This window comes from Streptomyces flavochromogenes (genome assembly GCF_000717595.1).
Taxonomy (GTDB): Bacteria; Actinomycetota; Actinomycetes; order Streptomycetales; family Streptomycetaceae; genus Streptomyces; species Streptomyces flavochromogenes.
Genome location: NZ_JNZO01000003.1, coordinates 296,316 through 310,263, shown reverse-complemented (window position 1 = coordinate 310,263; position 13,948 = coordinate 296,316). Strand labels below are relative to the sequence as shown.

At 74.4% G+C, this 13,948-nt stretch carries 13 protein-coding genes; 3 read left to right on the top strand and 10 right to left on the bottom strand.

Going from position 1 to position 13,948, the window contains the following annotated elements:
- Window positions 1-441: 441 nt before the first annotated feature.
- The 4 genes from pepN to IF00_RS0105160 form a co-directional block, all read right to left on the bottom strand.
- The gene (gene pepN / locus IF00_RS0105175; protein ID WP_030314691.1) at window positions 442-2,925 is read right to left on the bottom strand and encodes an aminopeptidase N; all 2,484 of its coding nucleotides are present in this window, start codon (window positions 2,923-2,925) and stop codon (window positions 442-444) included.
- Window positions 2,926-3,019: 94 nt separating this feature from the next.
- Window positions 3,020-4,006 (bottom strand): asparaginase, encoded by a 987-nt coding sequence (locus IF00_RS0105170; protein WP_030314690.1) that lies wholly within the window; start codon window positions 4,004-4,006, stop codon window positions 3,020-3,022.
- Window positions 4,006-4,362 (bottom strand): chorismate mutase, encoded by a 357-nt coding sequence (locus IF00_RS0105165; protein ID WP_078944547.1) that lies wholly within the window; start codon window positions 4,360-4,362, stop codon window positions 4,006-4,008. Before IF00_RS0105165 ends, IF00_RS0105170 begins: the two co-directional genes overlap by 1 nt.
- Window positions 4,363-4,373: 11 nt before the next feature.
- Window positions 4,374-5,261 carry a helix-turn-helix transcriptional regulator gene (locus IF00_RS0105160; RefSeq protein ID WP_030314687.1) on the bottom strand — a complete coding sequence of 296 codons (888 nt, stop codon included), beginning with the start codon at window positions 5,259-5,261 and terminating at the stop codon, window positions 4,374-4,376.
- A 116-nt stretch (window positions 5,262-5,377) separates the two neighbouring features.
- Here IF00_RS0105160 and IF00_RS0105155 point away from each other — a divergent pair, with 116 nt between their 5' ends.
- Entirely contained in the window at window positions 5,378-7,135 is a 1,758-nt protein-coding gene (locus IF00_RS0105155) for a glycoside hydrolase family 35 protein (RefSeq protein WP_030314685.1), read from the top strand.
- 97 nt (window positions 7,136-7,232) lie between these two features.
- Here IF00_RS0105155 and IF00_RS0105150 read toward each other — a convergent pair whose 3' ends face one another.
- Complete coding sequence (locus IF00_RS0105150; protein WP_030314683.1) at window positions 7,233-8,000, bottom strand: S1 family peptidase; 768 nt, start codon at window positions 7,998-8,000, stop codon at window positions 7,233-7,235.
- A gap of 170 nt (window positions 8,001-8,170) precedes the next feature.
- On the opposite strand from IF00_RS0105150, the gene IF00_RS0105145 reads away from it, so the two are divergent.
- A complete protein-coding gene (locus IF00_RS0105145) occupies window positions 8,171-9,055 on the top strand; it encodes a hypothetical protein (RefSeq protein ID WP_030314681.1) in 885 nt (294 codons plus the stop codon).
- 103 nt (window positions 9,056-9,158) lie between these two features.
- Here IF00_RS0105145 and IF00_RS0105140 read toward each other — a convergent pair whose 3' ends face one another.
- A complete protein-coding gene (locus IF00_RS0105140) occupies window positions 9,159-9,629 on the bottom strand; it encodes a GNAT family N-acetyltransferase (protein ID WP_030314680.1) in 471 nt (156 codons plus the stop codon).
- Window positions 9,630-9,778: 149 nt separating this feature from the next.
- On the opposite strand from IF00_RS0105140, the gene IF00_RS0105135 reads away from it, so the two are divergent.
- Complete coding sequence (locus IF00_RS0105135) at window positions 9,779-11,317, top strand: ankyrin repeat domain-containing protein (protein WP_037637522.1); 1,539 nt, start codon at window positions 9,779-9,781, stop codon at window positions 11,315-11,317.
- A 15-nt stretch (window positions 11,318-11,332) separates the two neighbouring features.
- On the opposite strand, the gene IF00_RS0105130 is transcribed toward IF00_RS0105135, so the two are convergent.
- From IF00_RS0105130 to IF00_RS0105120, 4 genes are all read right to left on the bottom strand, one after another.
- A complete protein-coding gene (locus tag IF00_RS0105130; protein WP_030314676.1) occupies window positions 11,333-11,761 on the bottom strand; it encodes a guanyl-specific ribonuclease in 429 nt (142 codons plus the stop codon).
- Window positions 11,762-11,824: 63 nt separating this feature from the next.
- Window positions 11,825-12,226: a hypothetical protein gene (locus tag IF00_RS43405; RefSeq protein WP_078944546.1), complete on the bottom strand. Its 402-nt coding sequence runs from the start codon at window positions 12,224-12,226 to the stop codon at window positions 11,825-11,827.
- 49 nt (window positions 12,227-12,275) lie between these two features.
- A complete protein-coding gene (locus IF00_RS0105125) occupies window positions 12,276-13,151 on the bottom strand; it encodes an SDR family oxidoreductase (RefSeq protein ID WP_030314675.1) in 876 nt (291 codons plus the stop codon).
- Entirely contained in the window at window positions 13,138-13,932 is a 795-nt protein-coding gene (locus IF00_RS0105120) for an SDR family oxidoreductase (RefSeq protein WP_030314673.1), read from the bottom strand. Before IF00_RS0105120 ends, IF00_RS0105125 begins: the two co-directional genes overlap by 14 nt.
- Window positions 13,933-13,948 lie beyond the last annotated feature (16 nt).

The window sequence follows — 13,948 nt, the reverse complement described above, 5'->3', positions numbered from 1 at the left end:
CGCCTCACCCACCCCCTCCGTGTGGGCTGCGCGCGCCCTCGCCACCCACCGTGTGGGCTGCGCCCGCCCCCCACCCACCGTGTGGCAGACGTCCCGCAGGGCGGGACGGGTGGGCACACGGGACGGCGCGCCTGCGGCGCCTCCGCCCCTTGTGCCTGGACCCGCACCCGGCTGTGCCGCACCCGGGGTACGGGTTCAGGCGGGGAAGCCCAGGCCCGGCAACGGGCGCCGTTCCGTTGTGCCCACCCTCCCCCGGACTCCGTCCGGGGGGACCCCCACGCCCCAGCGGAGCAGCTGCCCACAACGAGGGTGACGGGGTGGGCGTCGAGCCAGCGGAACGGACGCCCACAACGAGGTGGCGGGGAGGAGGCCCGGGCGGGTGGGAACCGCCCCGGCGGACCGTATGGCCACCGTGGCGCGGGGGGCGCAGTGGGACGGGGTTCAGGACTCGCGGGTGTTCAGGGCTCGGTGGAGGTCGTCGAGCTGGTCCACCAGCTTGCGGTGGAGCGCCGGGATCATCTCGTCCGTCAGGTGGTGCTCGCCGAGGGCCAGGGACTCCTGGTCGATCGCGTACGACGGGAAGGCGTAGCGGCCCGCCGCCTCGGCCATCGCCGCGCCCCGGCGGGCGCCCAGGGCGATGGCCGCCGGGTAGAAGCGGGGGACGTACTCGCGTACGAGCTCCGCCTGCTCCGGCTGCCAGAACCCCTGGGCCGTGGCCGTGAAGAGGTAGTTGGAGAGGTCGTCCGTGTCGAACAGGGCCGACCAGGCCGCCGCCTTCGCCTCCGCCGTCGGGAGTGCGGCCCGGCAGCGGGCCGCGCCCTCCTGGCCGGTGGCGCTCGGGTCCCGTTCCAGTTCGGCCGCGATGGTCGGCTCGTCGGTGGCGCCGAGGACGGCGAGGCGGGCCAGGATGCGCCAGCGCAGCTCGGGGTCGAGCTCGGGGCCGCCGTGGACGGTGCCCTCGTCGAGCCAGGAGGTGATCTGGTCGGGAGTGGTGGCGCTGTCGATGAGGGCGCGGACGGCGGTGAGGCGCAGTCCGGGCGCCTCGCCGTCCTCGGTGCGGCGCAGCAGGGCGCGGGCGATCTGCCGGATGGTGGAGAGGGCGGCGGGGCGCGCCTCCTCGGTGACGTACCGGTCGGCGATCTGGTGGCGGGCGAAGCCGAGGACGCCCTGGACGAGGGCGAGTTCGGTCTCCTCGGTGAGGTGCGCGAGGGCGACGTCCAGGTAGTCGGCGGGGAGGAGTTCGCCGTCGCGGACCATGTCGCGCATCGCGTTCCAGATCACGGCGCGGGTCAGTGCGTCGGGGATGCGGGAGATGCCGCGCAGGGCGGACTCCTGGGACACCTCGTCGAGGCGGAGCTTGGCGTAGGTGAGGTCCTGGTCGTTGACGACGGCGAGGGCGGGGCGGGGGCCGGTGAGCTCGGCGGGTTCGGTCTGGGGGACGTCGAGTTCGCGGCGTTCGCGGAGGACGAGCTCGCCGGAGGGGTCGCGGTCGTAGAGGCCGACGGCGACCCGGTGCGGGCGGCTGCCCTCGCGGTCGATCGTGAGGTTCCAGCGGAGGCCCTCTCCGGTGAGGGCCGGGGTGAGGGTGTCGACGCCGGTCGTGCGGAGCCACTGTTCGGCCCAGGCGTGGACGTCGCGGTCGGTGGCGGCCGCGAGGTTGTCGATGAAGTCGGCGAGGGTCGCGTTGCCGAACTTGTGGCGCTTGAAGTGGATGTTGATGCCGGCGAGGAAGTCCTTCTCGCCGAGCCAGGTGACGAGCTGGCGGAGGGCGGAGGCGCCCTTGGCGTACGAGATGCCGTCGAAGTTGAGGAGGGCGGAGGCGGTGTCGGGGACGGCCTCCGGGTCGGGGGCGACGGGGTGGGTGGAGGGCCGCTGGTCGGCCTCGTATCCCCAGGCCTTCCGGGTGACGCCGAAGTCGACCCAGGTGTCGGGGAAGAGGTCGGAGCAGGCTTCGTTGACGGTCTGGTAGCCCATGTACTCGGCGAAGGACTCGTTCAGCCAGATGTCGTCCCACCAGCGCAGGGTGACGAGGTCGCCGAACCACATGTGGGCCATCTCGTGGGCGATGACCATGGCGCGGGTCTGCCGCTCGGTGACGGTGACGGCGGAGCGGAAGACGAACTCGTCGCGGAAGGTGACGAGGCCGGGGTTCTCCATGGCGCCCGCGTTGAACTCGGGGACGAAGGCCTGGTCGTACGAGTCGAAGGGGTACGGCTCGTCGAACTTCTCGTGGAAGCGGTCGTAGCAGGCCTTGGTGACGGCGAGGATCTCGTCGGCGTCGGCGTCGAGGTGGGCGGCGAGGGAGCGGCGGCAGTGGATGCCGAAGGGCAGCCCGGCGTGCTCGGTGCGGACCGAGTGCCAGGGGCCGGCGGCGACGCACACGAAGTAGGTGGAGAGCGGCGGGGTGGCGGCGGAGCGCCACCGGCCGTCGGGCTGCTGCTCGGTGATGCCGTTGGCGAGGACGGTCCAGCCGTCGGGGGCCGTGACGGCCGTCTCGAAGACGGCCTTGAGGTCGGGCTGGTCGAAGGCCGCGAAGACGCGCTGGACGTCCTCCATGAAGAGCTGGGTGTAGACGTAGGACTCGCCGTCGCTGGGGTCGGCGAACCGGTGCATGCCTTCGCCGGTGCGGGAGTACCGCATGGTCGTACTGATCCGCAGGACGTGCTCGCCCTCGCTCAGGCGCAGCGGGAGGCGGTTGCCGTCCAGGGTGGTGACGTCGAGGGGCTCGTCGTCCAGGAGGGCGGAGTGCAGGGTTTCGGGCTTCAGCTCGACGAAGGTGTCCCCGGCGGTGCGGGCGGTGAACCTGATGAGGCTGGTCGACTCGAAGGTCTGGTCGCCGGTGGTGAGGTCGAGGTCCACGCTGTAGTGCTGGACGTCGAGGAGCTGGGCACGGGTCTGCGCTTCGTCGCGCGTCAGTACGGACATGGCCCTATGCTGCCCGATGCCTTCGGCGTCGGGCAGGGGTGGTGGGGTCCTGACCTCCTGCGGGTACGTCCTCCCGGGGCGTTTCCCGCCGTTCTCAGGCGAGTCCTGAGCCGTTCAGGTGGGCGAAGGCCGCGGTGATCCGGGGGCGGTCGTAGCCGGCCGGGCCGGCCGCTCCGCTGGACAGCAGGGTGTGGAGCAGGATCCGGGCCTTGGCGGGGTCGAGGGGGCCGGCCGGGATGAGTCCGTGGTGCAGCAGGTCGTACTCGGATCCGGGGCTGCGGTAGGTGTCGGAGAGGGTCGCGCCGCTTCCCGTACGGGAGGCGAGGACGACCGGGATGCGGCGGGCGATCTCGGCGAGCGGCTCGACGAGCGCGGCGGGGGCGTGACCGGCTCCGAAGGCGGCGACGACGAGGCCCTGGAAGCGGTGGTCGACGGCGTCGAGGAGTTCGCCGCGGTCGCCGAGGGAGAGGGTCACCAGGGCCACCCGTACCTCGGGGTCGAGCTTCAACGGGCAGAACGCGGCCTGCACGGCCGGGCGGAGCAGGATGCGGGGTTCGCCCTCGACGACCGTGCCGAGCGGCCCGGCGCCGGGTGAGGCGAAGGTGGCGACGGAGGTGGTGTGGGTCTTGCGGGCGAGGCGGGCCGCGTGGATCTCGTCGGCGAGGACGACGAGGACGCCGAGGTTCCGGCAGGCCGGGTGGGCGGCGACCGCGAGCGCGGCGGCCAGGTTGGCGGGGCCGTCGGCGCCCGGCAGGTCGGGGCGGCGCATGGCGCCGGTGACGACGATCGGCTGCTCGGTGGTGCAGAGCAGGTCGAGGAGGAAGGCGGTCTCCTCCAGGGTGTCGGTGCCCTGGACGACGACCACGCCGGAGCCGGCGGCGACGGTGGCGCGGACTTCGGCGGCGAGCGCGGCGAGGTCGGCGTGGGTGAGGGTGGAGCTGGGGACGCGGCGGAAGTCGTTCAGAACGATGTCGTGGTCGCCGCCGAGCTCGGCGAGGACCTCCTGGCCGGTCATCCGGGCCGCGTCACCGCCTCGGGCGGAGATGGTCCCTCCGAGGGTGAAGACCGTGACGCGGGCCATCAGCGTGCTCCGTCCGCAATCGTCTCGTGGTGGCGGATGACCTCCGCGATGATGAAGTTCAGCAGTTTCTCCGCGAAGGCCGGGTCCAGTTTCGCGCTCCCTGCGAGTTCCCGCAGCCGGGCGATCTGGCGGGCCTCGCGGGCCGGGTCGGCGGGCGGCAGCTGGTGCTCGGCCTTGAGGACGCCGACCTGCTGGGTGCACTTGAAGCGCTCGGCGAGCATGTGCACGACCGCCGCGTCGATGTTGTCGATGCTTTCGCGCAGCCGGGTCAGCTCTGCCCGTACGGCCTCGTCGGGCTGGGACGGGGCCGTGGCCGGGGTCGGGGTGGGCCGATGGGGGCGCGGGGACTCACTCATGATCTGCGAGCTTAGACGGATCTCGGGAGGATCGTGGGCGGGTGTTCGGGATCCGGAACGGTGGTGCTCCAGCCGCCGTGCACCGATCGTCCCTGCTGCTCGCGGAAGCGGATCGGGGCGGTGCCGACCCGGCGGGTGAAGAGCCGGGAGAAGTAGGCGGGGTCGTCGTAGCCGACGCGGCGGGCGACGGCGGCGACGGGCAGTTCGGTGGCGGCGAGGAGTTCCTTGGCGCGGCCGAGTCGCACGGTGAGCAGGTAGTCCTTGGGGCTGCACCCGGCGGCCCGGCGGACGGCCGTCCGCAGCTCGGCGGCGGTCATGCCGTGCCGGGCGGCGTGTTCGGCGACGGAGAGCGGCTGGAAGGCGTCGCGGGAGAGGGCGGCGAGGACGGGGTCGCCGTCGGCGTTGGTGTCGGCGCGGGCCCGGCGGAGTGCGACGAGGAGTTCGTGGACGGCGGCGCCGGTCTCGACCTCCAGGAGGGGGTTGCCGGCGCGGGCCGCGCGGGCGATGCGGCCGATGGCGTCGCGGGCGGGCGCGGCGTCGGCGAGGGGGACGACGGGCCGGTCGGGTTCGATGTAGCCGAGTTCGGTGTAGGTGGCGGTGGCGGGCCCGGAGAAGTCGACGAAGGCCTCGTCCCAGCCGGTGCTCGGGTCGGCGCCGTAGTGGTGGGGGGTGCCGGGCGTGAGCCAGAGGAGGGCGGGTGCGGTGACGGTGGTGCGGCGCCCGTCGGGGCCCCGGTACCAGCCGCTGCCGGCGGAGACGACGACGGCCACGTGGTGGTCGAGGGTGCGGGGCCCGACGGTGGGAAGGGTGCCGTGCTGGAGTCCGACGCCGAGGCAGACGAGGCCGAGGCGGTGGTGGACGGGGCTGGGCGTGAAGTAGCGCATCCAGGTGTGGTACATGCGGTGGTGCCCCTCCCCAGGCCCGTCCGGCGGATCGGGACCGGGCGGGCTAACGTCCAAACTGCGACGATCTTTGTCCATGGACCGGCTCACCGCCAGAGGGCGAGGGTGAGGCCATGAGCACGTTCGCTGTGGGTGACGAGGACTTTCTGCTCGACGGTCGGCCGGTGCGCCTCCTGTCGGGGGCGCTGCACTACTTCCGGGTGCACGAGGAGCAGTGGGAGCACCGGCTCGGGATGCTGCGTGCGATGGGCCTCAACTGCGTCGAGACGTACGTCCCCTGGAATCTGCACGAGCCGGAACCGGGGCGGTACGCGGACGCGGACGCCCTCGGCCGGTTCCTGGACGCGGTGGCGCGGGCCGGGATGTGGGCGATCGTGCGCCCGGGGCCGTACATCTGCGCCGAGTGGGAGAACGGCGGTCTGCCGCACTGGCTGACCGGCCCGCTGGGGCGGCGGGTGCGGACCCTGGACCCGGGATTCCTGGCGCCGGTGGAGGACTGGTTCCGGCGGCTGCTTCCGCAGGTGGTGGAGCGGCAGATCGACCGGGGCGGGCCGGTGGTCCTGGTGCAGGTGGAGAACGAGTACGGCAGTTACGGCAGTGACCGGGGCTATCTGGAATGGGTGGCGGAGCTGTTGCGCGGCTGCGGGGTGAGCGTTCCGCTGTTCACCTCGGACGGTCCCGAGGACCACATGCTGACGGGCGGTTCGGTGCCGGGGGTCCTCGCGACGGCGAACTTCGGCTCGGGCGCGCGGGAGGGCTTCGCGACGCTGCGGCGCCACCAGCCGTCGGGGCCGCTGATGTGCATGGAGTTCTGGTGCGGCTGGTTCGACCACTGGGGCACGGAGCACGCGGTGCGGGACGCGGGGGACGCGGCGGAGGCGCTGCGGGAGATCCTGGAGTGCGGGGCCTCGGTCAACGTCTACATGGCGCACGGGGGCACGAACTTCGGCGGCCGGGCCGGCGCGAACCGGGCCGGTGACCTGCACGACGGGCCGCTGCGGGCGACGGTGACCTCGTACGACTACGACGCGCCGGTGGACGAGGCGGGGCGGCCGACGGAGAAGTTCTGGCGTTTCCGCGAGGTGCTCGCGGCGTACGCGGAGGGGCCGCTGCCGGAGGTCCCGGCGCCGCCTGCGCGGCTCGCGGTTCCGGTGTCCGGCGCCTTCGACGGGTGGGCTCCGCTGGAGACGGTCCTGGAGGTGCTCGGCGACGGGGAGGCGGTGACTCCGGTGCCGCCGACCTTCGAGCAGCTCGGTGTCGAGCGTGGCCTGGTCCGGTACCGGGTGGCGGTGCCGGGTCCGCGGCAGCCGTATCCGCTGGGCGTGACGGGGCTGCGGGACCGGGCGGTGGTGTATGTCGACGGGGCCTCGGCGGGGGTGCTCGACACGACGGACGGGGAGGACGTGTCCCTGGCGGAGCCGGTGGCGGGTCCGGCGGTCGTCGACCTGTGGGTGGAATCGCTGGGACGGGTCAACTACGGGCCGCGGCTCGCTGAGCCGAAGGGGATCACCGGGGGCGTACGGCACGAGCGGCAGTATCTGCACGGGTTCCGGTCCCGGGCGCTGCGCCTCGACGCCTTCGAGGCGGCGGCCGTGGACAAGGTTCGCTTCGAGGCGGCGGACCGGAGCGGTCCGGGTCTCTACCGGGGGGCGCTGGGGGTGACCGGGGCGGGGGACGCGTGGCTGCGGCTGCCGGGCGGGACCCGGGGCTTCGTGTGGGTGAACGGCTTCTGTCTCGGCCGCTACTGGTCGGCCGGGCCTCAGGACGCCCTGTTCGTGCCGGGCCCGGTGCTGCGGGAGGGCGTGAACGAGGTGTGGGCGCTGGAGCTGGAGGGGGCCGGGGTGCCGGGGGTCGAGCTCGGGGTCCTCTGAGCTCTCCCCCGGGCATGCTTCACCGGGACGAGGGGGTCGAGCACGCGACGGTGCCCCGGAGCCGAGGCCGCTCCGGGGCACCTGTTCGTGCGTTCCGCTACAGCGTGGCCGCGGCGGACTTGATCGCGGAGGCGAAGGTCGAGACCTCCGTGTAGACGCCCGGGTAGCCGGCGCGGGCGCAGCCCTCGCCCCAGCTCACGATGCCGACCTGGACCCACGCTCCGGCGTTGTCCTTGCGGAACATGGGGCCACCGGAGTCGCCCTGGCAGGTGTCGACGCCGCCCTGGGTGTAGCCGGCGCAGATCTCCTCGGCGGGGACGAGGTCGCTGCCGTACGAGTTCTGGCAGGAGGCGTCCGAGACGAACGGCACGTTCGCCTTGAGCATGTAGCGCTGCTGCCCGCCGCCCTCACGGGCGGCGCCCCAGCCGGCCACGGTGAAGGTGCCGCTGTTGTACGCCGTGGTCTCGGCGATCTTCAGGTTGGGCAGCGAGGTGATCGGGCTGGCGAGCTTGATCAGCGCCCAGTCCTTGCCCTTGCCGTTGTAGCCGGGGGCCTGGAGGACCTTGGTGGACCTGACCTTGATCGCGCTGCTGCTCTGCAGGTCCACGACTCCGGCGGTGGCGGTGATGCTGGTGTTGTTGCCGGAGCCGCTCACGCAGTGGGCCGCGGTGAGGACGACCTGCGGGGTGATCAGCGAACCGCCGCAGCCCATGGAGAGCCGGACCATCCAGGGGAACTCGCCCTGGGCGGCGCGGGTGCCGCCGACGACGGGGGCGGGGGCGGCGGAGGCGGTGGTGGGCTGGAGGCTGACGGCCGCCAGGACGACGGCGCCGGCCGCGGCCAGCTTCTGGAGCGCACGGACCATTCGGTTCTGATTCACGTGTCTGCCTTCTCTCATGGGGGGTTGCCTCGACAGGCGATGACATGCGCCCGTCAAGTCATGTCCGGATTATGGACAACTCTCAACTGCCCCCACAAGGAAGCCTTTTCAGCCACACCGCACGGGACCGTAAAATGTGCTGGAGGGGGTCCCGTATGCCGAACCGTCAGGAGGGCGACCGCGTCGCCCACGGCTTTCCGCACCGCGCCACCGTCGGGGCCTCGCTCACCGCGCTCTACCGGCGCCTCTCCCCGGACGGCGTACACCGCTACCCGACGAGCGTGCCGCCCGCCGACGTGGCCCTCGGCGACGACGAGGACCTCCATCTCGGCACCCAGCGGGTGGCCCGCGCCCTGGTCCGGCACCTGCGACTGCCCGAGGCGCGCCTGGTGGTGAGCTTCCGCCCGATGGAGCACGCGGCCGCCGTCGAGCTCGCCGCGGGACCCGAGTACTTCGTGGAGCTCAACGACCGCTTCCGGACCCGCCGCCGGGACATCGGCGCGGCCCTCGCCCACGAGATCACCCATGTCCTGCTGCACCGGCTCGGCCTCGGCTTCCCCGGTACCGCGGAGAACGAGATCCTCACCGACGTGGTCACCGCCTACCTGGGCGCGGGGTGGCTGCTGCTCGACGCGTACCGACAGGACGGTGTGGAGAGCCAGAAGCTCGGCTATCTGACCCCGGAGGAGTTCGGCTACGTCCTCGCCAAGCGGGCCGAGCTGTTCGGCGAGGACCCGTCACCGTGGTTCACCAGCGCGGTGGCGTACGAGGCCTGGGTACGGGGCCGGGCCGAGGCCGACCGGGAACGGGCGGCGCCGCCGCTCGCCGGGGCGGGCTGGGCCGAGCGCCGCCGGTACGGCTGGGAGCGGCGCCGGGGGCGGGCCGGCGAGGGCGCCCCGTACGCCTTCCAGGGCGGAGCGCCCGCGACCGGTGTCTCGTTCCTCTGCCCGGTCTGCCGCCAGCGCCTGCGGATCCCGGCGGGCCGGGCGCTGAAGGCCCGGTGCGGGGTGTGCCGGACGGTGCTGGAGTGCGCGGGTTAGGGGGTGTCGTGCGGGGCGGGCGGGAAGGGGACGACAGGCCCTGGGGGTGTCTGGCCGATCGGGCCGGATCAGCCGCGAGCCCGGCCTGAGCGACAAGGCGCCCCTAGCTCTCCGGAGGGGCCTGGACCAGGCTCTTGTGGAAGTGGACGTCCTCGGCGCCGCCGGGGATGCCGAGCACCCGGCCGGTCTCGACGTAGCCGTGCCGCCGGTAGAAGTCCGGGGCCTGGAAGGTGAACGACGAGACGGTGGCGCGGTCGCAGCCGCGCCGCCGCGCCTCGTCCTCGGCGGCGCGCAGGAGCCGGCTCCCCCAGCCGTCCTGCCGGCGGTCCTCGCGGACCCACAGCATGTCGATGCCGAAGAGGCCGCTCCAGGTCCAGCCGGTGAGACCGCCGATCAGCTCGCCGTTCTCGTCGACCGCCTTCACGGACAGCTCGCCCTGGTCGTCGGGGGTGGTGTTCGTGGCCGCGAAGTTGAAGGCGTCGAGCCCCTGCTCCAAAGCCTTGGCGAGTGCGGTGTCCCCGTGGCCGACGCTGAGCGTCGAGCCGTCCCGGCCGTGATCGTGATCGCGCGTCATGCGGCCCGATTCTGGCACAGGCGTACGAACGGGCCACGGCACCGGAAACGGGGCGGAGCGCCGGACGGGGAGGGGGACGGGAAGCGGGGCGGCGCGCGGGGGTGGGAATCGATTTGCGCCAGGGCCGGACGGCGGGTCAGGGTCGGCGCATGAGCACGCTGTTCGACGCCATCCGTGACGGGGACGAGGACGGGGCCGTACAGGCCCTGCGGGACGGGGCCGACCCCGAGGGCCGGGAGGACGAGGAGACCGCGCTGTACCGGGCGGCCGTCGGCAACGAGGCCGGAATCGTACGGGTGTTGCTGGCCGCCGGGGCGGATCCCGGCCGGGGCAGCGGCGCGGAGGGCGACGATCTGCCGCTGTGCGGGGCGGCCGTCGGCGGGCACACGGAGGTGGTACGGGCCCTGCTCGCGGCGGGCGCCGCACCCGACCAGGAGGAGGCGTACGGCTTCACGGCCCTCGCCTGGGCCCTGCGGCTCGGGCACACCGACACGGCGCGGCTGCTGCTCGAGTACGGGGCCGACCCCGACCGGCGCGGACCCGACGGGATCCTGCCGCTGGTGGCCGCCGCCCGGCGCGGCTCCACCGGCTGCGTACGGGCACTGCTGGACCACGGGGCGAACTCCCGGGAGGCCGCGCTGCGGGAGGCCCGGCGCTGGATCGGCGTCGACATGGCGGCCGAGCTGCGGCGCGGACTCGTCGCGGGCAACGAGGGCGGCCAGACCTACGAGGCGGTGGTCCGCCGGGTCCGCGAGGACGGCGGGGTGACCGTGGTCGTCGAGCTGCTGCGGGAGGACGGCGCGCCCGGCCGCGGCGACGACCGCCAGACCGGGCACGCGGCGATCGCCACGCTCGTCGAGGCGGCGCTCGGGCTGCACACCTCGCACGAGGAGCTGGCGGCGAGGGCGTTGCGCTGCGGCGATCCGGAACTCGACGACTGGACGACGGCGGTGGCCGAACTCGCCGGCCGGGCCGACGAGGAGACGTTCGTGGCGGCGGCCGCGTGGTGCGCGTACCGCGACCCGCTGCGCCGGGCGCTGGGCGCGCGGGTGCTCGGCGCGCTGCCGGGCTTCGCGCCGAGCGCGGTCCCGGTGCTGCGCCGGCTCGCGGCGGAGGTGACGGTGGCGGCGCCGCCGCCACGGGAGCCGGGACCGGCGGCGCTCCGACGGGTCCCGTCCGCGCGGGAGCCGGGGCCGGCCCGGGAGCCGGTCCTGTCGGTGGTGTCGGCGCTCGGGGAGTGCGGGGATCCGGCCGCCGTACCCGAACTCCTCGCCGCGGCCGGGCATCCCGACGCGGCCGTCCGGCGGGCGGTCGCGGGGGCGCTCGCCGGGATCGTGCCGGCCGGGCACCCGGAGGCGCTCGGGGTGCTGCTGGCGCTGAGCCGGGACGGGGACGCGCGGGTACGGGACTGGGCGACGCTCGCGCTCGCCGAGCTGCCCGACGACACCCCTCTGGTGCGGGAGGGGCTCGCCGAGCGGCTCGGCGACACCGATCCGGAGACGGCGGCGGAGGCCGCGCGCGGGCTCGCGATCCGTCAGGACCCGCGCGCCGTCGACGCGCTGGCCTCCGCCCTGGCGGACGGCGACCCGGAGGGCGCGGCGCGGGAGACGGCGCTCGCCGCCCTGGAGTACGTGCACGATCCCCGGGTCAGGACCCGTCTGGAGTGGACGTCCCCGCGCCGCGCCTGACCCGTTCGGGCGGGCTCAGCAGCCGTGGTCGATCAGGTCGAAGGATGCGTAGTGGTCGGACGTGTAGTAGTCCTCCTGCGCCGAGTCGCCGGTCACGATCCGGCGGGCGCCGCGGGTGGAGGACCCGGGGGTCTTGACCGTGTACTCGTGGTAGTAGCCGAGCGTGTGGTCCGGCAGGAGCCGCTCCCGGTTCTGGAAGACGGAGCCGTCCTGGCTGTACGGGAAGGGGCCGCCCGCGTCGATCAGACGCAGGGTCGTGTACGCCTCACCGGGGAGGTCGGAGTAGCAGATGTCCCCGACGGCCGCGGTGGCCGCGAGCGAGGTCACGACGGTGGCGGGCGCGGGGGCCGGGGCGGCGGCGGTGGCCGGGGCGCCGAGGAGGAGGGAGGAGACGAGGGCGGCGGCCACGCCGCCGGCGAGGGTGAATCGAGGGGGGATTCGCATGGCTGAGATTTTGACGCGCGTAGATCCGGCCGGGAAGGCCGACTCCCTTCAATTCGCCGGACGTTAACTCCTTGCCCGCGAACGTGCGGATCCCGTGTACGAGGGAGTGACCGGGAGCCCGCGGGGAACGGCGGCCGCCTGCCGGGGCCCGTGTCGCCGGTGGCGCGGGGACGCCCGGCGGCCGCCGAAGCCCCTCGGACTCCGACGGCCGCCCCGTGGGCACGGGCGGGCCTCAGCCGCGGCCGCCCACCGGGAGCCGCAGGCTGAGCAGGCCGCCGCGCCGTACGCGGCGAGGACCCACCGCATCGCCGCGCCGGGCGAGAGGTCGGCGAACCAGGCCGTGCCGATGGCCGCCGCGCCGAGCGCGCCGCCGAACTGCCGGGCCGTGGAGAAGACTCCGGACGCGCCGCCCGCGAGTTCGTCCGGGGCGGCCGCACGCCAGCGCGCGGCGACCGAGCGCCTCACGGAGCGGGGGTAGGGCGACTCAGGCGCCGTACGCCGGACACGCCGCGACTCAGACCCCGTACACCGGGTGCGGCGGCTCCGCCTCCGCCAGGAGGCGCCGGGCCGCCTCCCCCGCCTCCGCCGGGGTCCGGCGCGCGCCCTTGTCGGCCGTCGGGCCCGGCCGCCAGCCCTCCATGACGGTCAGACGGCCGCCCTCGGCCTCGAAGACCCTGCCGGTCACGCCGTCCGACGCGGCCGAGCCCAGCCACACCACGAGCGGCGACACGTCCTCGGGCAGCGCGTCGAGACCGTCGAAGACCTGCTCGGTCATCCGGGTCCTGGCCGCCGGGGCGACGGCGTTGACCTGGACCCCGTAGCGGGCGAGCTCGGCCGCCGCGACGAGCGTGAGGCCGACGATCGCGGCCTTGGCCGCCGCGTAGTTGCCCTGCCCGACGCTGCCGAGGAGCCCGGCGCCCGAGGTGGTGTGGACGACCCGCGCCACCGGCCTGCGCCCCGCCTTCGCCTCGGCCCGCCAGTACGCCCCCGCGTGCCGCAGCGGCAGGAAGTGGCCCTTGCCGTGGACCCGCATGACCGCGTCCCAGTCCTCCTCGTCGAGGTTCACCAGCATCCGGTCGCGCAGGAAGCCCGCGTTGCTGACGAGGGTGTCGAGCCGGCCGTACGTGTCGAGGGCGGTCGCGACCAGTGAGGCGGCGCCCTCGGTGGTCGCGATGTCGCCGCCGTGGGCGACGGCCTCACCGCCGGCCGCCCGGATCTCCTCGACGACCGAGGCCGCCGGGCTGTCCGGACCGGGGCGGCCGTCCAGACCGACCCCCAGGTCGTTGACGACGACCCTGGCCCCCTCGGCGGCGAAGGCGAGCGCGTGCGCCCGGCCGAGCCCACGGCCTGCTCCCGTCACGATCACCACTCGCTCGTCACACAGACCCATCTCGACTCTCCTTTGTGGCGGTTGCGGCGTCGACGGTCGCGGCGTCCAGGAAGGCGGGGCGCTCGCCGCCGCCGTGCACGAGCAGCGAGGCCCCCGACACATAGGCCGCCCGGTCGGAGGCGAGGAAGACGGCGGCCTGCCCGATCTCGTCCGGCGCGGCGAGCCGGCCCAGGGGTACGGTCCGGCCGACGGCGGCGATCCCGGCCTCGTCGCCGTAGTGGAGGTGGGACAGTTCGGTCTCCACCATGCCGAGGACCAGGGTGTTGACCCGTACCTCGGGGGCCCATTCGACGGCCATCGAGCGGGCGAGGTTCTCCAGGCCCGCCTTGGCCGCGCCGTAGGCGGCCGTGCCCGGGGAGGGCCGGGTGCCGCTGACGCTGCCGATCATGACGACGGCGCCGCGCGAGGCCCGGAGGAGCGGGTGGGCGGCGAGGCTGACGGTGAGCGGGGCGGTGAGGTTCAGCTCGACCACGCGTGCGTGGCGCTCCGCACCGGTCTCCCCCAGGAGGCGGTACGGGGTGCCGCCCGCGTTGTTGACGAGGGCGTCGAGCCGTCCGTACCGCTCGGCGAAGTCGGCGAGGAACTCGCGTACGGCGTCGGGTTCCCGCAGGTCGACGGGGTGGAACTCGGCGGTGCGGCCCGCCGCTTCGACCGGCGTGTCCGGGGGTCTGCGGGCGCAGACGGCGACCCGGGCGCCGGCCCGCAGAAAGGCCCGGGCGATGCCCGCGCCGACGCCACGGGTTCCGCCGGTGACGAGCACGACCCTCCCGTCCAGCTCCATCGGCTGCTACCTTCCT